The organism is Streptomyces griseomycini (assembly GCF_014203535.1).
Classification (GTDB): Bacteria; Actinomycetota; Actinomycetes; order Streptomycetales; family Streptomycetaceae; genus Streptomyces; species Streptomyces griseomycini.
On the sequence record NZ_JACHJI010000030.1, the window covers coordinates 16,867 to 37,595 of the forward strand.

A 20,729-nucleotide genomic window follows, 5' to 3' on the forward strand; every position below is an offset into this window, starting at 1 on the left:
CGGCCGAGGAGATCTGCTCCCCGCACCCGCGGGGATGGTCCCTCCTACAAGGCCGTGGACCAGGACGTCCGCGTCTGCTCCCCGCACCCGCGGGGATGGTCCCCCCCGATGAGCGTCACGATCCCCGGAGCCCTCCTGCTCCCCGCACCTGCGGGGATGGTCCCGCGACCGCGCGGGACCAACGGCTCTCGTACCTCTGCTCCCCGCACCCGCGGGGATGGTCCCACGACGCGGGCCTCCGTCGGCGACTCGACCGCCTGCTCCCCGCACCCGCGGGGATGGTCCCTCGATTCGCTCGATCGCGGCGATCATGCCGTCCTGCTCCCCGCACCCGCGGGGATGGTCCCGCGGCACGCGAGTACCGGCCCCGCCCCAAGCGCTGCTCCCCGCACCCGCGGGGATGGTCCCCCCCAGAACGTGGCGGCGTTGGCGGCGAGCTGCTGCTCCCCGCACCCGCGGGGATGGTCCCAGGGGCGGGTCGTCGTCGCCCTGGATGCGGAACTGCTCCCCGCACCCGCGGGGATGGTCCCGCGACGGTGGCCGCGTTCGTGGCCGCCGTGCCCTGCTCCCCGCACCCGCGGGGATGGTCCCCACAGGTCCACCTGCTGCACGTCGATGTCCCGCTGCTCCCCGCACCCGCGGGGATGGTCCCCACCCCGCCTACGCCCTCGCCGCACGACTCGGCTGCTCCCCGCACCCGCGGGGATGGTCCCGGGAAGCGGTACCGGCTGGAGACCGTACGCCGCTGCTCCCCGCACCCGCGGGGATGGTCCCCCGGCGTGGGCGGACAGGCCCGTCGTGCCGATCTGCTCCCCGCACCCGCGGGGATGGTCCCGACACGGGGGCGATCGTCTCGCCCTCGATGAGCTGCTCCCCGCACCCGCGGGGATGGTCCCCGTCGTACACCAGCACCTTCTGGCCGACGTTCCTGCTCCCCGCACCCGCGGGGATGGTCCCCAGCTGTGCCAGCGGAACAGGACCTCCGGGCACTGCTCCCCGCACCCGCAGGGATGGTCCACGGGTGCGGGGCACCAACTTCACCGCCGGCCGCTGCTCCCCGCACCCGCGGGGATGGTCCCAGCGTTGCCGACACCATTGGGCAGACGACGTCCTGCTCCCCGCACCCGCGGGGATGGCCCCGAGGTGACGTACGGCCGGGTCTTTCCGTTGGCCTGCTCCCCGCACCCGCAGGGATGGACCCGTAGGGGTCTCGTTATACGGCGTGTAATTTCCCGCTCCCCGCACCCGCGGGGATAATCCCCGGTTCGGGTAGACCCCGCAGTCGAAGAAGACCTGCTCCCCACACCCGCGGGGATGGTCCCGGGCCGTACGACTGGGTGAAGGTGTTGCGCTCTGTTACCTGCACCCACAGGGATGGTCTCAAGCCATCGCTGATGGTGAGGATCTGCACCACCTGCTCCCCGCAACTGCGGGGAGCAGGTACGCGATCAAGGTTGAGCTGCGGCAGCGGTGGCAGTGGGTGGAAGCGCGGATGAGGGAGTCGGAGCCGGAGCGGGCATGGACCCCTGGGTGCGGAGTGCGCTGATGGGTGAGAACTCTGGTGCGCGAGCCCCGGAGACGCCACTCGCGGGGGCCGACGGACGGGGGGAGGGACCACGCAATGGCGAGAACGGGGATCGAGCGCCGAATCGCAACGGCCTGACGGATCCTGCAACGTCGCCGGACCGTTCCCACGTCGGCAGGGAGAGCTTGCCGACGCGGGAACGCTCCTTCCAGGCATCGTGCGCTGGGTGACCTTCCTCTGCGCCCGGCCGGCGCATCGGCTTCTCAAGTCGTCCCGCTTGGCGAGTTCCGCACGATCGGCTTCGCGAAGCCTCTCGCTCTGCTAAGACTGATCTTTCACGGTCGTGATCGCTTCCTCTCCCGTCGTGGTGTTGCCGGGGAGGCACGGCCGGTTCTTAGGGGGAGGGAAGAGCGATGGCTCAGGGGGCAGGGGGCCGGGCCGTTCACCTGGTGACGTTCGAGGCGTGGAACATCAACCGTTTCCTGTTCGTCACCAACAAGCGGCGCGAGATCGCCGGGGCTTCCGAGCTGGTCACCTACGTGGATCACCGGTGGGTCGGTGAGGCGTTGACCCGCCTGTACCCGGACTACGACGACGCGTGGCGCATCGAGCGGCGGCCGGTAGAGCTCCTGGAGACCGGTGCAGGATCGGCCAAGGTGCTGGTGCGTGACCGGGACCAGGCCCGCAGACTGGTGACCGAGGTGACGCTTGCCGCGTTGCGCGAGGCCCCCGGCCTCGAGGTGTGCGGCGTCGTCACCGGGCCGTTCGACTGGTCGGCGCCCGGTGCGCTGCACACGGCGCTGCAGGAGGCGCAGGGCCGGCTGAACTCCGTCCGTACGTCGTTACCCGGGCCGGATGCCCGCTTCCTGCGGTTGCCCGTGGTGGACGACTGCGCCACGACCGGACTGCCTGCGCAGGGGCTGGTTCCGCAGCCCTTGGACGAGGACGACAGCGTTCGGCGCTGGGAGGCGCGGTCGGCCGAGAGCCAGGCCAAGTGGCATGCCTTCGGCAGGGAGGACGAGGCAGCCGGACTCGACCGGCTCGCCCAGCTGGCGAACACGACACCCCGGGACCTGAAACAGGTGGTGCGGTACCTGTCGGAGGGGCCGGAGTGGATGGGGGTCGTCTACGCGGACGGCAACGGTCTGGGCGCGGTGTTCGGCCGTTTCGAGGAGTGCGTGGACGGTCGGTCGAACCGTGCTTACGCCGACACGCTTCGCGGTTTCTCGTCCGCCCTCCAGCGGTGTGCCGCGCGGGCCTTCCAGGAGACGGTCGTCCAGCTCGGGGAGCGGGGCGCCCGACTGCCGGACCACGGTCCGGCACCGGTGATGCCGCTGATCCTGGGCGGGGACGACCTCGTCGCCCTGTGCGCGGGAGAGTGGGCGCTGACCTTCACCCAGGTCTACCTGCGCCGGTTCGAGCAGCTGACCGCGGAAGCCCCCGAGATCGTCGGCGCGCTGGAGCGACGGGGCCTGGGGCCGGGACTGGCCATGTCGGCGGGGGTGGCGATCGTCAAGGCGAACTACCCGTTCGACACCGCTCAGCGGCTGGCCCACCAGTTGCTGCGCGAGGCGAAGAAGGTCAAGTCGGCCCTGGCCGGTGCTCCGTGTTCCTCGCTGTCGTTCCACGTGCTGTACGACAGCACCGGTGCGGACCTGGCACGGATCCGCGGGCAGCAGACCTCGGGGAACGTGTCTTTGGTGGCGCAGCCCTACGTGGTGAGCGACGTGCCGCAGGAGCGTGCGGCCTGGGTCCGGGGCCGGCACTGGAGGGATCTGGAACGCCGTGTCGCCGTGCTCGCGGCACGGGACGAGGACGGCGAACGTTTGCTTCCCACCTCTCACATGCACGATCTGCGGTCCACGCTGTTCTCCGGCCGGCAGGCGGCGGACGCCCGTTTCACGAACCTGCGGGGTCGTTTCGGTGAGAGGGGCCTGGACGCCCTGGCAGGTGAGGAGGGAAGCCTCTACTGGCAGGAGCCCGCTCCCGACGGGGACGGTCCCGGGCGGCTGTTGACGGGGTTGCTGGACGCGATGGACGCCGAGGGATTTCTTCCTCTGCGGGCACCGGGAGCCGAGGCTCTCCTGGAGGAGCGATGACGGAACGGCTCGTACTGCCCCTCACCCTGACCCTGCTCAGCGACTGGCACATCGGTTCCGGGTCGGGCAGCCACGGTCGGGTGGACATGAGCGTTCAGCGGGACGAGGACGGACTTCCCTTCGTGCCGGCGACCACGCTGTCCGGAATCTGGCGCGACGCGTGCGAGAGCGTCGTCTTCGCCCTGGACGGCGGCCGCCGCGGTCCCTGGCACGCATGGCTCGAGTTCCTGTTCGGCAGCCAGCCCACCCAGGAAAGCCGGGGGGACGTCACGACGGAGCGCACCGGCCCGCCCCGTCCGGCCGCTCTTCTGGTCGACTCGCTCCGGTTTCCCGTCCCGTTGCGGCGGCTGCTGCGGGACAAACCGCAGTTGGTGGAAGCCGCGGTGTTCCTCAAGCCGGGTGTGAAGGTCGACGCGGTCAGCGGACGGGCCGAGGACCGGTCGTTCCGTTTCGAGGAGATGGCCCGGGGCGGGACGGTGCTCATCGGCCAGGCGGAACTCTCCGACCGGACCCTCCTGGACGGGGAGCAGAAGGCCTGTGCCGGTGCGCTCCTCGACGCGGCGGCACGGCTGGTGGAGAGCGTGGGACGCCGGCGCAGGCGGGGTGCGGGCCGCTGCCGACTGGACGTCGGCGCCCTTCCGGCGGACTGGCGGTGGCTCGAGGAGCACAGGACACCACCGCCCGTGCCGCCGGCGGCCGGCCCCACCCCCACTCCGGCCGCGCTGCCCGCACCGCGTCCCGGCCGGGACGACGCTCCGTGGGAGATCGCCGACCTGCGACTGATACTGCGGCGCCCCCTCATCGCGCCGGAGCGGAAGGTCGGCAACGAGGTGCGCAGCCGGACGTACGTGCCGGGCTTCGTGATGCTGCCCGCCGTGCTGCGCTCCCTGTCCTCCCCGGACGCCGCCGTGGCGGCGCGGGCCGGTGACCTCGTCATCACCAACGCCGTGGTCGAAGTGGACGGACGGCAGGGAGAGCCGGCCCCGCTCGCCCTGGTCCGGAGGAAGGGCGGGGCCGAGGAGGAGCAGTTCAACCTGCTGGCCGAGTCCCCCGCCGAGGGTGTGCACACCGAGGACTTCGACGGCCTCTACACGGGCCCCTACCGGCCGGGCGAGCCGGTCTCCGTCGCCTCCTGCAGGATCGTCGAGAACACCCACAACACCATCGGGGACCTGGAGCAGCGTCCCGTACGGGCCGTGGGCGGCCTGTTCACCTATCAGGCCATCGCGGCCGGGACGGTGCTGCGCGCCCAGGTGCGGGTCCGCGCCGGAACGCTCAGGCCGGGCTGGCAGAAGCGGCTCACCGGCAGGTGGCGTCTCGGCACGGCCCGCAAGGACGGCTACGGCCTCACCGACGTCACCGCCACGGTGCCGCAGGCGCCCGCCCCACGTCCGTTGCCCGAGGCAGGCCGGACGCTTCGGGTCCGCCTGCTGTCGGACGCCCTGGTCAACGACGAGCGGCTGCGGCCCAGCACCCAGCCCCGACACCTGGCGGCCGAGCTGGGCCGGGCCCTCGGTGTCGTCCTGAGGCCCGCCGACGAGCAGGGCGGCGAGCATCCCGTCCGGTTCTCCGAACGGCACCGCTCCGATCCCTGGCACAGCAAGTGGGGCCTGCCCCGCAACAGCCTTCTCGGCATGTGGGCCGGGAGCTGTCTGTCCTTCGACGTCGTCGACGGAGTGGTCACCGCCGACGCGGTGCGCCGTGTGGAGCAGTCCGGCATCGGTCTGCGCCGTGCCGAGGGGTACGGGCAGGTGAGGATCGCCGATCCGCTGCTGCACGCCGCGTTCCGGGGACGCGGCGGCGGCACGTCCGGCGGAGACGGGGCGACGGACGGGGGCTTCGGTCCGTCCGTCGGCACGGACACGGCCGGAGGGGCCGGGGACCTCGACGAGTTCGACGGTCCCCTGCTCGTTCTCGAGGAAGCCGCGTGGCGCACCGGCATTCAGCGGGCCGCCGAAACCCTCGCGGCGACGGCACCGGGGCGCGCTCGCGGCATCGGCCCCGGACACGAGAAGGTGCCGCCTGCGCAACTGGGGACTCTGCGGATGTTCGCGGCCCAGGTGAACGCTCCCTCCGACCCCCGGATCGTCAGCTGGCTGGACGGCCTCGACAGGGTTCGGGGAGCGAGCACGGAACGCCACGGCCCGTGGCCGCAGGAGACCGTCGCAGACCTGCGTCGCCTGTTCACCGACGGCGACGAGGTGTGGACCCGCCTCCCGTTCCCCGAGGAACAGCAAGCTCCCCTGGCTCACCCCGACCGGGCCGCCCGGTTGCGGGAGCGACTGTGGGGGCACGCCGTCCGCACCCTGGTCGACGACTGCCTCACCGCGCACCGACGGGCCGCCGAGACCGAGGAAGGCGCTCGATGACCACACCCCCCGCACGTGCCACGGTCCGGCGCCTGCGCGTCCGCGGCTGGCTGAAGACCCTCAGCCCCCTGCACGTCGGCGGAGCCGGGCACGACCCGAACGGCGTGCTGCCGGTCGCCACGGACGGCCAAGGCCGTCTGTACGTGCCGGGAACCGGCCTGGCCGGCCCCCTCCGGGCCCTGTTGCGCCCCGGCCGGTCCACCTCCGAACCCGACACCTTGTGGGGCTTCTCCGAGCCCGGAACCCGGAACGCGGCCGTCAGCAGGTTCGTCGTCCACGGTGCGCTGATCTGCTCCGGAACCGACCTGGACGACGCCGGTGAACCCGCGGCCCCGCTCGACCCGTCCCGTCTGGAGATCCGACACTCCGTCGGCATCGACCGCCACCGGGGCACCGCCGCGCACGGCTTCCTCCACGCCCGCACCGTCGTGCCCAAGGGCTCCCTTCTTCGTTTCGCACTCGATCTCAACAGCGGCACCGACGACACCTGGGACGAGGACCGCCGTCGGATCAGGCGCCTCCTCGCCCTGCTGGCCGACCGGAGGCTGCGCCTCGGCGCGGCGAAGACCCGCGGCCTGGGCCGCCTCGTCCTGCTCCAGGACCTCACCGAGGTGTACGAGCAGGACCTCACCGGCGCCGACGGACTGTTCGCCGTCCTCGGGCGCGGCGGCACGAAGACCGAGCCGTCCACGGCGGACCGGGCACACGAGGCAGGCCGTCAGGAAGACCAGGAGCGCCGAGAGCACCGGGTCGACGCATCCCCGGGTCTCCTCGACGTCACGATCTCCTGGCGGCCCACGGCCCCCGTCATGGTCCGCTCGGCCACCGACGGATTCACCGTCGACGCGCTTCCCCTCACCTCCGCGGTCTCCCCGGACCGGCTCTCCCCGGTACTGCCCGGTTCCGCCCTCAAAGGCGTGCTCCGCAGTCACGCCGAACGCATCGAGCGAACCGTCCGCCGGATCGATGCCCCCACCGTCGATCCCGACGCCCCGGCACCCGACCGCAGTGCCGCGTTCCGTCGACAGCTCGCCCAGCTCCCCGTGGCCAACGCCCTGTTCGGCACGGCGCCCGACGGAGGGAAAGCGACCGGCGACGGTGACGACCGGCCGCAGAGCGCGGGAGCCGTCATCGTCGACGACTGCTACGCGAACGCCGAGATCCCCGCCGACCTGTGGTCCGGCCTTCACCAGCCGGACGACGCGCCGGACTTTGCGGGCAGAACCGCGTGGGAAACCCTGCGCGACGAGCACGGCATGGAGCGCGCCGATCACGTCGCCATCGACCGCTGGACCGGAGGCGCCGCAGACGGCCGTCTCTACAGCACCCTCGAACCCCAGGGCCTGGAGTGGGAACCCATCAGCCTCACCGTGGACCTCGCACGCCTCGGGTCACGCGACCACGACGGCCGCCCGCTCGGCGACGCCGCACAGGCCCTGCTGATGCTGACCCTGCGGGACCTGCAGGCCGGCCGGATCCGTCTCGGCTTCGCCGTCAACCGCGGCATGGGCGACATCCAGGTCACCTCCGTCACCCTCGGCCGTCCGGGAGACGACCGGACGACCACCCTGGACGATTTTCTCGCCGGCGACCGGGCACGCGCCCTCACCGAGGCCTGGCGTTCCTGCACCACCGAGGGGAGCCCGGCATGACCACCGTCCTGCACAGCCGCGCCGCGGACGGCATCACCCTGCACGACGCGCTCGCGGCCACCGGATTCACCGAAGCCGTCGCACTGCTCTCCTCCCCTCACGAGCACGCGGTCGTCCAGGTCCGCGCCGACCGCTGCCACACGGCCGACGGGGCCGACTACGCCCTCGGCGCGGTCTTCGAAGCCAGGGCCTTCGACGAGGACAGGGAACTGCGCTGGCTCTGCCAGGCCGGCTCCACGGGACGGGCCGTCCTGCTCACCGAGGACCCCGGCAGACTCCCGCCGGCCGACGTCTTCCCGGAACCCGTGGCCGACCTGGAAGCGATCGACACCTGGCTGGCCCACTACCTGCTGTGGGGCCACCCCCTGCGGGGTTCGGCAACCTGGACGACACTGCACACCCCGCAGATCGGCACCCTCGACGTCCCGTTCCCCTACGCCACCGCCGCGGCAGGACGATCCGACGCGGAGACGGCGGAGCGCCGGCGGCTGCGGCTCGCGGCCCGCGAGTACGTCTGCGTGGAGCCCGTCCACGGCAACGCGTACGTGGGCGAGGAACGCCTGCTCCGCATCGAACTCGCCCCCACCGAACCGGCCGCCGGGAGGAAGTGACCATGGCCGACGCCGAACAGGTCCACCAGGGCACGCTCTCCTGGAACGCCGAGAAGAAGACGTTGGGCGTACTCGTTCCCGACCCGCAGCGACCGGGCAGGACACGCCTGAGGAAGATCAAGCCGCAGTACGACCTCGGTCCCGACCTCAAGGACCGCGACCCCGCCGAACTGGACGGCCTCGAGGTCGACTACACCCCCCGCAAGGGAACACCCACGGACGTCCGCCCTCGAGGCACGGCCACCACCCGCAAAACCCTCCCGGAACAGCGGAAGGGCCCCCGGGCCAGGACCGACGCGTTCCTCAACCCGTACACCTTCATCCCGGCCGGCCGGCGCCCGAGCACGGGGCCCCTCGCGGACGCCCCGCCGGCAGGACACGACCGTCTGCGCGAAGGACTGTGGACCGGGACCCTCCGGGCCCGCCTCACCGTCGCCACGCCTCTGCTGCTTCTCGACCCGTCACGCGCCACTCCCTCGCGGCACAACCAGGATCACCTCGTCCACCCGGTCCTCTCCCGCGAAGGCCGACCCCATCTCCCCGCCACCAGCCTCAAAGGCATGCTCCGCTCCGCCTACGAGGCCGTCACCCATTCCCGCTTCGGCGTCTTCAACGGGCACGAGGACCGGCTCGCCCACCGCATGGCGTCCACCGAGAGCCAGTACATGGTCCCGGCCCGCGTCAGCGAGGACGGCCGGCGCATCGTCCTCCTGCCCGGCGACACCCCACCCGGCGGCCAGGCGGAGCGGGACCCGCTCCTGCACGCGGCCTGGTTGCCCCGGTACAGGCCCAAGGCCACGCCCGTCGCCTACCCCGACGGAAAGCTTCCGGAGCACGGCGACCCGGTCGTCGCCCGAGTCCGCCGCCGCACCCACCGCAGCGGCCGTTTCTCCTATTGGCGGGTCGAGCACATCGTCAAGCAGAACGAGCAGGGTCTCCCCGTCACACCCCTGCCTCCCGCCACCGGTCCGGACACCAAGGTCATCCACGGCTGGGTCTGCGTCAACAACGAGAACATCAACAGCAAGCACGACGAACGTGTCTTCTTCGAGGGCGACGTCGCAGCCGAGGAACGGGAGCTCGACCCCGCTCTTCGCGCTCAATGGCGCACCACGATCAACAACTATCTGGCGACGCACCGGACGGACGACCTCACCAGGCGCCCGCACGATCCGAACACCCCCGACTGGAGCCGGCACCTCGACAGGGAATTCCTCGACCTGGTCCCCGGCTCCCTGTGCTACGCGCAGATGGCCGGCGACCGCATCGTCTCCCTCCAGCCCGTCATGATCGGCCGAGCCCTCTTCGACAAAGCGCCCGCCGAGCTGCTTCCCCGGAATCTGCACCCGGCGACCACCCTCGCCGAGCTGTCACCGGCCGACCGGGTCTTCGGCTGGGTCGCCCCGTCCGGGCAGGGGGCGCACCGGGGACAGCTGCGGATCGGTCCCGTGGAGCCCGGCGACAACGCGGCATTCGAGGACTTCGGCGAAGACGGCTTTCCCCTGGCCGTCCTCGGACAGCCCAAGCCCCAGCAGGCCCGCTTCTACGTCGCCGGCGGCGCAGGCGACGGCAGCCCGTTGCCCGAACGCAGCGGCAAGAAGCAGTGGTACACCGGCAACCAGACCCTCCGCGGCCGCAAGACCTACTGGCACCACCGCGGGCTGTCCGAGCACCATTGGGAAGACCCCGTCAAGGACCGGACCCGGACCGCGGACGACACCGGGCGCTTCCAGGAGTACCGGCGCCCGGACCGGGAGGACGGCAAGCACCTCGACAAGCAGAACCGGTCCGTCCGCGGCTGGGTCCGTCCCGGCTCCACCTTCACCTTCACCATCGACGTCACCAACCTCACCGACGTCGAACTCGGCGCGCTCGTCTGGCTCCTGCGGCTCCCCGACGAGCACTACCTCCGCCTCGGCCTCGGCAAGCCCCTGGGCTTCGGCAGCGTCCGGCTCGAACTCGACCCCCACGACCCGGGCGACGTCCGCACCGGCGAGGAATGGGCCGACGCCTACCGCTCCCTTTCGCCGGACGACGACAACACACCGCAGGACACGGCCGACCGCCTGGAGCTGGTCCGCGAGGTGTTCACCGAGGAGGCCAAGGCCCTCGGAAAGGAAGACCGGTCACCTCTCTCGGCCTTCCTCAGGGTGGCCCACGGCATCGAGGACGTTGCCGTCCACTACCCCCGGATCAGGCCCGACGACACCGGTGACGACGAACCGGTGGGCCCTGACCCGGACGGCGAGAACTTCCGGTGGTTCACGGCCAACGAACAACTTGAGGACAGGGAAGTGCACAGGAAGGCCGGCCGCAGCCTGCCTCCCGTCTGGCGCGAGGACCCTGCTCTGCCGTACCACCCGAAAAAGCACGAGAAGCAGTCCAGCCAGCAACACAGGACCCGGAGCCGTTGGTGACCACATCTCGTCCCGAGGGCGTCGACACGCCCATAGAGGCGCGGCAGAACGAGCCCGAGTTCCTCGCCATGCGCAGTGCCGGACGCCGGGCGAACGACCGCGCCGACCGCATCCGCGCGCTCCGCGCCACCGGCACCATCGGCCTCGCCCTCGCGGCACCGCTCCTGATGATCGTGTGGCCGGATGCGTCCACCGCGCTGGCCGTGGCGGCGGCCCTGTGGATCGTGGCCGGCCGGACCGTGCTCGACGCCTGGTACCAGAAGCAGAACCTACGAGCCGCTCGAGCCCAGGAACTCTACGACACCGGCTTGTTCCGCCTGCCCTGGAACACCGGCCTCACGGGCTCCCGCAAGGCGGCCGTCGAGGACGTGGCCGCCCTCAGGGGCGACATCGACGACGACCGCAACAGGGACTGGTACGAGCACGTCCCCGCCGTGCCGTGGCCCCTCGACGTCCTCGCCTGCCAGGAACAGAACCTGATCTTCGCGCGCCGCAACCACCGCGCCTACGGGAAAGTCCTCCGCGGCGCCGTCGCCGTCGTGATCACGGGCGCGGTGGGCCTCGCCCTGATCAAGGAGCTGTCGGTCAACGAATTCCTGGTCCAGCTCTTCGTCCCGCTCGCCCCCGCACTCCTCGACCTCGTCGAACTACCCCGCCAGCACGAGGCGGCGGCACGTTCCCTGGAGGACGCGGAGGCGGACATCGATGAACTGTGGAACCGCCACGCCGACGGCGAGGCGCTCACCGCCGCCGACTGCCGGAGCGTCCAGAACTCCATCTGGAACAGCCGGGTCACCGCGCCGCGCGTCCCCGACCTGATGCACCGCCACGGGTACAGCGCCAACAGCGCCGCGAACGCGGCACGCATGCAGACGATCCAGGAGAACTTCGCCCCCGGCTCCTGACGGCAGCCGGACCCGGCGACCACCCGGTCCGGCTCAATCACACACGCTCGCCGCTCCCGCACGCCCCCGAAGGATCCGCCGCCATGCCGTCACGCTGGACCCTCACCTCGGTGGCCGAGGCCCCCGACCACGCCAGACCGATCCCCTCGGCACAACTGCACGGCGCCGCGGCCGCCCTCGTCGAACCACCCGACGGCGACTACTTAGCCCAGACCAAGCCGTACAGCGTCGCACCCCTGAGGAACGTGGGGGAGGGCCAAGCCTGCCTCCACATCAGCTGCCCCGACGACACCGACCGGCCTCGGCCGGAGCAGTTCCTTGGGGAGCGCATCCGCTTCGGCTCCCGGTTCTTCCGCCTCACAGCCGTCGACGAGGACCACGTTCCCTGCCGGGCTCTCCTGCCACCTCGGGGTGCCGGTAGGAGTCGTGTCAGGTCCTCCGTCCGAGTGGATGGGGGACTGCGCGGCTGGATCGGATGAGACCGGGAGAGAGGACTGTCAGCGGTTGCAACACGGTGCCGGCGACGGGCGGTTCGGGCGTCATCCACATGAGGCGTGGTGTGAGGAACCACGGAGGGCGGGGAGCGGTGGGCAACGAGGGGGGAAAGCCGTTGTTCGAGTGCGAGGGCAGCGGGTGCAACAACTGGGCACGGTCGAAGCCGTATGCGGAAGGGTTCTTCTGTCGCCGGTGCCATCGGGCGATGAGCGAGCCCCGAGCGCCGAAGCGGTATGTACCGCCGCCGCTTCAGGGTGCTGCGGCACGCAGGGCTCTGGAGGCGAAGACGCCGGCGCCCTGGTTGCGTCCAGCTGCTGGGAAGAAGACGAAGACGTCGACGCTCGCGCACACGCCGCCGGGTCCGTTGCGGAAGTCGAAGCCGGGGTGGTGGGAGACCGACGACCGCTGGTGACGCGCAGCGTCCCGTACCGCGGTTCTTCGGTTGCGTAGCAGTCCCGTTGGTCCGCCGGTGACTGTAGCGTGGTTCGGCGCACCCAGAACCGGAGCCAGGATCTTATGCGTCATTTGTCGGAATCTGCAAAAGTTGCCGAAACCGTGCTCGGCTCGAGATAAACCCGCAGGTCAGCAAGACTGCTCCCCGCACCCGCGGGGATGGTCCCAACAGAGTCGACCGGAGAGGGAAGTGGGTGCCCTGCTCCCCGCACCCGCGGGGATGGTCCCGTGACCATGGCGGCCACGAGGGCGCGTTCGACCTGCTCCCCGCACCCGCGGGGATGGTCCCGCGTCGGACGCCTGGCTGGCGGCCTGGTTGGCCTGCTCCCCGCACCCGCGGGGATGGTCCCAAGGACACGTTCAACGACAAGCACTGGAAGCCCTGCTCCCCGCACCCGCGGGGATGGTCCCGCGCGCGGGGTGCCGTCAGGGTCGGTCCAGGTCTGCTCCCCGCACCCGCGGGGATGGTCCCGACCGCGGGTGCAAGGTCGACGTCCCCCGGCCCTGCTCCCCGCACCCGCGGGGATGGTCCCGTCGCGCGACTTTCCAAAAGTGCAGGTCACGCCTGCTCCCCGCACCCGCGGGGATGGTCCCCCTGCGTCGTCCCCGCGAACTCCGAAGCACAGCTGCTCCCCGCACCCGCGGGGATGGTCCCCATGCCGGGGGCGCCGGGACAACCCCTCAGAGCTGCTCCCCGCACCCGCGGGGATGGTCCCCAGAAGTCGGTGATCTCGATGTCCCGCAGTTCCTGCTCCCCGCACCCGCGGGGATGGTCCCCCGCGCGGTCATCGTCGGCCCAACCCTCCGACCTGCTCCCCGCACCCGCGGGGATGGTCCCGACCTCAACGACGCCCGCAGCAAGCAGGCCGACTGCTCCCCGCACCCGCGGGGATGGTCCCGGCCGCAGCGCCACGGACTTGCCAGCGCCGGACTGCTCCCCGCACCCGCGGGGATGGTCCCGACAATCCGCAGGCCAGCCTCGCGACCGTGACCTGCTCCCCGCACCCGCGGGGATGGTCCCGACCGCGCCGGTCTGGTTGGCGTAGCGCTCCTGCTCCCCGCACCCGCGGGGATGGTCCCCCTTCGATGACCGCGGGCAGCGCGTCGATGTACTGCTCCCCGCACCCGCGGGGATGGTCCCGGTGGCCCGCTTTGACGGAGCCACGCCCGCCTCTGCTCCCCGCACCCGCGGGGATGGTCCCCCGTTCTCCACGGCGGCGAGGTCGTCGATAAGCTGCTCCCCGCACCCGCGGGGATGGTCCCCTGTACCGGGGCGCGGCCGGGGTGCTGCAGACCTGCTCCCCGCACCCGCGGGGATGGTCCCCCGTCCGGCGGAAAGGCCATCTGGGGCTCTATCTGCTCCCCGCACCCGCGGGGATGGTCCCACGTGGTAGCCGGCCTGCTTGCCCTTGCCGGTCTGCTCCCTGGCTTTGTCCACGAGAACGGACAGCAAATGTTCACCACTTCGGGAGGCACCCGGCACGTCGTGATTCGAACAGTGACGCTACACACCGTTGCGGTGCACGATCCCGACCATCCCGCTGTCCCCGAACTGCCGGCCCACGCCCACCAAAAATGCGACTTCGGGGACCGATCGAACAGTCATCAGCGGTAACGGCGATTCCGTTTACCGGGCGAGCCGACCTGGCAGCCGTCCTGATGTCGGCAAGGACAGCGGCAGGTGGTTATGTGCCGGTTTCCGGATTACTCCAGGTCGTCCCATGCCCATGGAGGGGCGGTACTCCCGTCGGGCTCACGCCCGAACCGGAAGCGTATTGGATCGCCTCCAGACGTGATCCATTGATCGAAGAACCCCGCGGCAGGAAGTTGGTCCAGCAGGGCGGCAGCCTGCTCGTCCGCTCCCACCTCCCGCAGCCGATCCAGCAGGCTCTTGACCGGATAAGGGTCGCCGAGAAACATACGGGCGACGGCCCGGTCCAGCAGGACGGCAACCTGCTCATCCGCTCCCGCCTTTCGCAGGCTGTCCAGCAGGTTGGTGACCGCGTCCGGGTCATTGAGAGGCACATGGGCGGCGGGGTTTCGGTCCAACAGGGCGGCAGTCTGTTTGTCCGCTCCCGTCCTCCGCAGCCGGTCCAGCAGCTCGATGACCGTGGTCGGGTGGTCAAGAGGCATCCGGGCTGCTGCCCGGCCTAGCAGGGCGGCAGCCTGCTCGTCCGCTCCCACCTCCCACAGCCGGTCCAGCAGCCAGATGACCGTGGAGCTGCCGAGAGACACACGGGCGGCGGGGTTTCGGTCCAGCAGGATGGCAGTCTGTTTGTCCGCTCCCGCCCTCCGCAGCCGGTCCAGCAGCCAGGCAACCGTGTGCGGGTCGTCGAGTGACATCCGGGCTGCGGCCCGGTCCAGCAGGACGGCAGCCTGCTCGTCCGCTCCCACCTCCCACAGCCGGTCCAGCAGCCAGGCGACCGCATTCGTCTCGTCGAGAGATACACGGGCTGCGGGGTTTTGGTCCAGCAGAGCGGCAGTCTGCTTGTCTGTTCCCGCCTTCCGCAGCCAGTCCAGCAGCCAGACGACCGCGTATGGGTCGTCGAGTGACACATGGGCGACGGCCCGGTCCAGCAGAGGGGCAGCCTGCTGGACCGCTCCCGCCTTCAGTAGATGGCCCAGCAGGCTGTCGAGAGACTGAGACTGGGCGGCGGCTCGGTCCAGCAGAGCGGCAGTCTGCTTGTCTGTTCCCGCCTTCCGCAGCCAGTCCAGCAGCCAGACGACCGCGTATGGGTCGTCGAGAGACGCATGGGCGACGGCCCGGTCCAGCAGGACGGCAGCCTGCTGGACCGCTCCCACCTCCCACATCCGGTCCAGCAGCCTAACGACCGCGCTCGTTTCGTCGAGAGACCCATGGGCGACGGCCCGGTCCAGCAGGACGCCAGCCTGCTGGACCGCTCCCGCCTTCCACATCCGGTCCAGCAACCAGCAGACGGCCCACAGGTCGCCGAGAGGCACACGGGCGGCGGCCCGGTCCAGCAGGGCCGCAATCTGTTCGTCTGCTCCCGCCCTTCGCAGGCTGTCCAGCAAGTAGGCGACCGCATATGGGTTGTCGAGAGATACACGGGCGGCGGGATCTCGGTCCAGCAGGGCGGCAATCTGTTCGTCTGCTCCCGCCTTTCGCAGGCTGTCCAGCAGGTTGGTGACCGCGTCCGGGTCATTGAGAGGCACATGGGCGGCGGGGTTTCGGTCCAGCAGGGCGGCAACCTGCTCGTGCGTTCCCGCTTCCCGCAGCCGGTCCAGCAGCCAGACGACCGCGTTCGTCTTGTCGACAGACACACGGGCGGCAACCCGGTCTAGCAAAACGGCAGCCTGCTGAACCGCTCCCGTCTTTTGCAGCCGGTCCAGCAACTCGATGACCTTGGTCGGGTGGTCAAAAGGCATCCGGGCTGCGGCCCGGTCCAGCAGGGCGGCAGCCTGCTCGTCCGCTCCCACCTCCCACAACCAGTCCAGCAACCTGCAGACCGCCTGCGGGTAGTCGAGAGATACACAGGTGGCAGGGTTTCGGTGTAGCAAAACGGCAACCTGCTCGTCCGCCCCCGCCTTTCGTAGGCTGTCCAGCAGGTTGGTGACCGCGGTCGGGTTGTTGAGAGGCACACGCGCGGCGGGATTTCGGTCCAGCAGGGCGGCAACCTGCTCGTCTACTCCCGCACGCCGCAGCCAGTCCAGTAGCACGGAGAACGCGTCCGGGTGGTCGAGAGACCGGGCGGCAACCCGGTCCAGCAGGGCGGCAGTTTGCTCGGCCGCTCCCACCTCCCGCAGCTGGCCCACCAGCCAACGGACCTCGAATGGGTCGTCGAGAGACACACGCGCGGCGGCCCGCTCCAGCAGGACGACAGCCTGCTTGTCCACCCCCGCTTCCCGCATCCGGTCCAGCAGCCTAGAGACCTCGTCTCGGTCGTCGACAGACATCTGGGCGGCAACCCGGTCCAGCAGGACGAAAGCCTCCTCGTCCGCTCCCGCCCACCGCAGGCTGTACAGCACGTTGGTGACCGCGTTCGAGTCGCTGAGCGGCGCGTGGTCGGCGGCCCATTGGGCGGGGCGGTGGTCGGTGGGGTGCAGGGCGTGGAGGTGGTCGACGAGGGCTGCGGCAGCGCGGGCGTCATGGGGGGTGGCGCGTTTGTGGAGTTGGGCGGCGTCGCGGTACAGGCCGCGTGCGTGGGCTGCGTCGCCGAGAGTGATCAGGTCTGCGGGGTGGGCGTGGCGGGCGGCTGCGGTCCAGAAATCGATGGGCGGGATGGTGTCGGCGCGGTGGCGGCGGCCGTGCTGTTCGAGGTAGTCGGCCAGCCGGTACAACGGTCCCTGTCGTGAGGTGCGATGGCGTGTCGGGCCGGCGTCGGGGATGGTGCGGCGCTGGTTGCGGCCGGTGGTGGCTTTGACAGGGGTGAGGATGCCGGGGATGCCGTTCCAGGGCGTGGTGAGATAGCCGAGTGCTCGCTCGAGCCAGTCGTCGCTGGCGGTGTCCCATTCGGTGTCGGTGAGGTAGCCGGGGGCGGCCTGTGCCAGCCACGCCCAAGGGATATGGGGTCCGGCCCCAAGGCGGCGGGCGTCCATGGCGGCATGGATCAGGGCGCGGGTGGGGGGCGGTGCGCTCTGGTGGCGATCCAGCAGGACCAGGCCGCCGGCCAGGTACTGAGTGATCTGGCCGTCGCGGGCGTGTGCGGCGGCCTCGCCGAGGCGGGGATCGTGGCCAGCAGTGCCGGTAGTGAGTGCGGCCAGGTCGGCGCCGGTGAACGCATCCGGCACTCTGATCTCGTGTCCGCCGAGCAGTTCCCGGGCCTGGGCGTGCCGGTCCGGCTCGCTACGGCTTGTCAGGGTGTTCCAGTGTTCGGGCCATAAGGTGGCCAGCACCAGCACCGGAGCCCGCGACGGGTCATCGTCCAGCAGGGTCCGCAGGCCTGCGGCGACCTTCTCGCCGAGCTGGTCGTGTGCCAGGTATTCCTGAGCCTCGTTCAGCCACACCACCGTGCGTGGAGCCAGGGCCGCCAGGTCGGCCAGGATGGCGTCGGGGCGAGTGGGGTCGATGGGGTGCCACAGCCGCCACGGCTCGGCGAGGTCCCGCAGCTGATGGAGGGCTTCCCAGCAGGCGCGGGTCTTGCCGGTGGAGGATGCGCCCACCAGTACCGCAATCCGGTTTTTCCCGGCGGCGGCCTGTGCCACCACCTTGGCCAGCTTCTGGTCGTGCTCGCGCTCGACATACGCCGGCAGCGCCGGCAGACCAGTGACCGTGGAGGCGATCGCGCGGTGCACCTCCAGGCGGAACGGATCGGTCACCTCCGACAGAGGCCGGCCCGGCCGCATCCGTTCCAGTACCGCCCGGCCCTGCCCCGCTTCGACCGCGCCGCGAATGCCGTCCGCGCGCCGACAGGCCTCGGCCCGGTAGGCACGCCGCCACTGCTGCTCATCCAGCAGAGCGGCCACCTCCGGTCTGCTGGCCAACCCGGCCCTCTCGGCACGGCACCGCACGGCTCGCACCAACCGCAGCAGCGGATCGATCTCCTGGGGAAACTGGCCCTTGCGCAGCCAGTTCCCGATCGTCGTTGGGCTGGCCTTCGCGGCCTCGGCCAGGGTCCGGTCCGATGGCCCGCCTTCCAGCAGGCCGTCACGGAACCGGACCAGCTCGTCGATCAACGCCGTGTATTCCGGCTCTTGTGCCACTGGTCCCGTCACCACGACGCCTTGCACCCCCCGCTGGTCCGTGCGCGGGTGTCCACGGTGCCCCTGGACACCCAGGTAGACACGCCACCTGCCGTGACCTCAACCCTAGCGCTCACCAGCGCATTTCCGGCCGGTGTGTCCAATCGTCATCGGACTCCTGTGGGACGCCCCTGTGGACAGTCAGCGTCGGACTCATCCCGCACGGCCCACCCGGGCCGTCACGACCCACGGGGGAGTTCCCGCAATGAGCCCGCTGCAGATCCTGTCCCTGCTGCTCGCCCTGTCCACCGCCCTCAACATCGCATTCACCACGGGCCTGCTGGCCCACCGCTCCGGAGCAGGCATTCCCCAGGCGATCCTTGCTGGCGCAGGCGCCGCAGCCACCAGCCTCGGCATCTACTTCGCCGCCGTCGCCGCCTATAGGTAGGCGGACCCGTTCTCCCAGCACCCCGGATGCTGAGCCGCCACCTGCTCCAGCACCGCGTACAGCAGCTGAGCACGCGGCTGCGCCGACTGCCGAAAAGCTCACGGTCAGTGGTGAGCAGCAGGGTCCAGTGCGCGCCGGTCATCCGCATCCGACTGGTCGCCCGGACCGCGCTAAGAGGTCGTTTATCCCGCTTTGTCGACGGCCCTTGAGGGGGCGACACGAGCTGGTGCGCGGGCCCCCGCAGCCGCTGGCGCAGATGCAGCGGCACCGTCTCCCACTGATGTTCACTCTCCGGAACTGCCGCAATCGAACAGCACCGGGCAGTAGTGCCTCCCGAAGTAGTGAACATCTGCTGCCCGTTCTCGTGGACAAAGCCATCGGTCGATGTTCACGAGTTCTGAGGTCGTGGGGCTCTTGGCGCAGCGGCATCGAGGTGCTCCTGGCGAAACACCCTGATCACGCTGCAGACGTCGAAGGCCTGGCCGTACGCCTCCAGGCCGGCGCGACCACCGCGGCGGCATGGCGGTGCGGTGGGGGGGCGAGCGCAGGCAACGTGTCATGACGGACGGTTCGCATGGCGGTGGAGCGGGACTGGCCGGAGCCGAGGAGGAAACCGCCACCGGGGCCGGCGCCGCCGGGTCCGTACCAGCCGGTGACCGACGGGATCCTGCGGGCGGCCCGGGGCGCGCCGCCCACCGCGGACGAGTTCAGGCGGGCAGCTTCGTGTCGACGAGGAGGCTGATCTCGATGACCTGGCCGGGGAAGGTCAGTTCGGTGACGCCGATGACCGTGCTGGTTGGGCGGTGGTCGCCGAAGTACGCGAGGTTGCCCTCCGCCGTCGCCTCGGCGTGCTGCCGCAGGTCCACCACGTACAGGGTCTGCGAGACGACCTGGTTCCGGGTGGCGCCGTAGTGGTCCAGGACCTTGTCCATGTTGGCGTGGGTCTGCTTGAGCTGGGCGGCGAAGTCGCCCGCGTGGCGGAACTCGCCCGCCTCGTCGAGCGAGAGCTGTCCGGAGACGTGGATCAGCTCGCCGGACCTGATCGCCTGCGAGTAGCCGAAGTCGCTCTCGGCCGGCACGTCGTGGTGGAAGACATCGATGGTGGCCATGGACTCGCCCTTCCGATCTGCTCTCTTGTGGTTACTCGGAAACTGTAGGAGAGTAAGGGCTGACCTGGAAGAACGCACTTTTCGGTGACTGGGGAACCTGATGGTGACCAAGCAGCTGCTCAAGGGCCTGCCCGAGGACGCCGACCTGAGGCGCGCGGACTCGCTGGCGCGGGAGATCTTCTCGGACGTCGCCAACAAGTGGGCGCTCCTGATCATCGAGGCACTGGGCGAGCGCACCCTGCGCTTCAGCGAGCTGCGGGGTGAGGTCGAGGGCATCAGCCACAAGATGCTCACCCAGAACCTGCGCATGCTGGAGCGCAACGGCCTGGTCGACCGGAAGGTGCACCCCACCGTGCCGCCGCGGGTCGAGTACACCCTCACCGAGCCGGGCCGGGCCCTGCGCGCCACGGTCGACGCCATATGCGGCTGGACCCACCGGTACCTCGGTCACATCGAGGGCGCGCGCCGTCGCTTCGACGACTGACGGGCACGCGGCACCCCGCTCTCACCGCGTGCTTCCCCGATCGGCCTCGGGCCGGCGGCCGTCGACGTGGCCCGCGCGCTCCACCCGGTATCGGGCCACCGAGCGGTCCCCACGCACCGCTGCTGTCTCTCGTGAACCTCCACGGGCTCAGGACCACCGCCTGCTGCCCGAACCGGCAGACGAACGCCGCTGCTTGAAGTGGATCACGATGGGCCACGGACGAAAGCACCGACCTCTTCGCCCTGTACGCGGACCCGGGGGGATGGCCGACCCCGCGAGTGCGAGCCCTTCGAGGTCCTCCCGCAGGAGGGCGGCGACTTCGCGGAGGCCGGCGAGCCCGCCCAGGCCCACTTCGACGATTCCCGATGCCGACCGGCCCCCCACGGGAGGTCTTCGCCGGCTGCCTCGGCAGGGCCTGGACGGGTCGGGCGCCTACTGGTCGGGGTGGACGGCCTGGACGCCGGTCCCCGCGTACGCCTTGGGCGTCAGGGTGAGCAGGAAGCGCCCGGTGGGGAAGGCGGG

General features: G+C 70.9%; 10 protein-coding genes and 2 CRISPR repeat arrays (1 of these 12 running past the window's edge). Of the genes, 8 read left to right on the forward strand and 2 right to left on the reverse strand.

All coding sequences use genetic code 11. From position 1 onward, the window contains the following. A CRISPR array of direct repeats spans window positions 1-1,322; the repeat unit is 29 nt; unit sequence CTGCTCCCCGCACCCGCGGGGATGGTCCC (it extends 963 nt beyond the left edge of the window). A 616-nt stretch (window positions 1,323-1,938) separates the two neighbouring features. Genes FHS37_RS37275 through FHS37_RS37300 form a run of 6 tightly spaced genes read left to right on the forward strand, consistent with a single transcriptional unit; the run spans window position 1,939 to window position 11,578 of the window. Then, on the forward strand, window positions 1,939-3,624 hold the full coding sequence (locus tag FHS37_RS37275; RefSeq protein WP_184829523.1) for a Cas10/Cmr2 second palm domain-containing protein: 1,686 nt from the start codon (window positions 1,939-1,941) through the stop codon (window positions 3,622-3,624). Continuing rightward, window positions 3,621-5,993, forward strand: a complete 2,373-nt coding sequence (locus tag FHS37_RS37280) for an RAMP superfamily CRISPR-associated protein (RefSeq protein ID WP_184829525.1) — start codon at window positions 3,621-3,623, stop codon at window positions 5,991-5,993. Before FHS37_RS37275 ends, FHS37_RS37280 begins: the two co-directional genes overlap by 4 nt. Beyond that, window positions 5,990-7,645: an RAMP superfamily CRISPR-associated protein gene (locus FHS37_RS37285; protein WP_184829527.1), complete on the forward strand. Its 1,656-nt coding sequence runs from the start codon at window positions 5,990-5,992 to the stop codon at window positions 7,643-7,645. The genes FHS37_RS37280 and FHS37_RS37285 overlap by 4 nt, the downstream gene beginning before the upstream one ends. Continuing rightward, window positions 7,642-8,256, forward strand: a complete 615-nt coding sequence (gene csx19, locus FHS37_RS37290) for a type III-D CRISPR-associated protein Csx19 (RefSeq protein ID WP_184829529.1) — start codon at window positions 7,642-7,644, stop codon at window positions 8,254-8,256. Before FHS37_RS37285 ends, csx19 begins: the two co-directional genes overlap by 4 nt. Before the next feature lie 2 nt (window positions 8,257-8,258). Next, window positions 8,259-10,673: a TIGR03986 family type III CRISPR-associated RAMP protein gene (locus FHS37_RS37295; protein ID WP_184829531.1), complete on the forward strand. Its 2,415-nt coding sequence runs from the start codon at window positions 8,259-8,261 to the stop codon at window positions 10,671-10,673. Then, entirely contained in the window at window positions 10,670-11,578 is a 909-nt protein-coding gene (locus FHS37_RS37300) for an S-4TM family putative pore-forming effector (RefSeq protein WP_184829534.1), read from the forward strand. The genes FHS37_RS37295 and FHS37_RS37300 overlap by 4 nt, the downstream gene beginning before the upstream one ends. Before the next feature lie 1,086 nt (window positions 11,579-12,664). Further along, a CRISPR array of direct repeats spans window positions 12,665-13,911; the repeat unit is 29 nt; unit sequence CTGCTCCCCGCACCCGCGGGGATGGTCCC. 319 nt (window positions 13,912-14,230) lie between these two features. Here the strand turns inward: FHS37_RS37300 and FHS37_RS37305 are convergent. Continuing rightward, a complete protein-coding gene (locus FHS37_RS37305) occupies window positions 14,231-18,160 on the reverse strand; it encodes a hypothetical protein (protein WP_184829535.1) in 3,930 nt (1,309 codons plus the stop codon). A gap of 271 nt (window positions 18,161-18,431) precedes the next feature. On the opposite strand from FHS37_RS37305, the gene FHS37_RS37310 reads away from it, so the two are divergent. Beyond that, window positions 18,432-18,614, forward strand: a complete 183-nt coding sequence (locus FHS37_RS37310; RefSeq protein WP_184829537.1) for a hypothetical protein — start codon at window positions 18,432-18,434, stop codon at window positions 18,612-18,614. Window positions 18,615-19,321: 707 nt separating this feature from the next. On the opposite strand, the gene FHS37_RS37315 is transcribed toward FHS37_RS37310, so the two are convergent. Next, window positions 19,322-19,723, reverse strand: a complete 402-nt coding sequence (locus FHS37_RS37315) for a RidA family protein (RefSeq protein WP_184829539.1) — start codon at window positions 19,721-19,723, stop codon at window positions 19,322-19,324. Between the two features lie 100 nt (window positions 19,724-19,823). Between FHS37_RS37315 and FHS37_RS37320 the strand changes: the two genes are divergently transcribed. Next, window positions 19,824-20,207: a winged helix-turn-helix transcriptional regulator gene (locus FHS37_RS37320; protein ID WP_184829541.1), complete on the forward strand. Its 384-nt coding sequence runs from the start codon at window positions 19,824-19,826 to the stop codon at window positions 20,205-20,207. The last annotated feature ends 522 nt before the right edge of the window (window positions 20,208-20,729 follow it).

Excerpts from the sequence above, each read along its gene's own strand:
- FHS37_RS37275 (WP_184829523.1), top strand. The coding sequence starts at position 1,939 with ATGGCTCAGGGGGCAGGGGGCCGGGCCGTTCACCTGGTGACGTTCGAG.
- FHS37_RS37280 (WP_184829525.1), top strand. The coding sequence starts at position 3,621 with ATGACGGAACGGCTCGTACTGCCCCTCACCCTGACCCTGCTCAGCGAC.
- FHS37_RS37285 (WP_184829527.1), top strand. The coding sequence starts at position 5,990 with ATGACCACACCCCCCGCACGTGCCACGGTCCGGCGCCTGCGCGTCCGC.
- csx19 (WP_184829529.1), top strand. The coding sequence starts at position 7,642 with ATGACCACCGTCCTGCACAGCCGCGCCGCGGACGGCATCACCCTGCAC.
- FHS37_RS37295 (WP_184829531.1), top strand. The coding sequence starts at position 8,259 with ATGGCCGACGCCGAACAGGTCCACCAGGGCACGCTCTCCTGGAACGCC.
- FHS37_RS37310 (WP_184829537.1), top strand. The coding sequence starts at position 18,432 with ATGAGCCCGCTGCAGATCCTGTCCCTGCTGCTCGCCCTGTCCACCGCC.
- FHS37_RS37315 (WP_184829539.1), bottom strand. The coding sequence starts at position 19,723 with ATGGCCACCATCGATGTCTTCCACCACGACGTGCCGGCCGAGAGCGAC.
- FHS37_RS37320 (WP_184829541.1), top strand. The coding sequence starts at position 19,824 with ATGGTGACCAAGCAGCTGCTCAAGGGCCTGCCCGAGGACGCCGACCTG.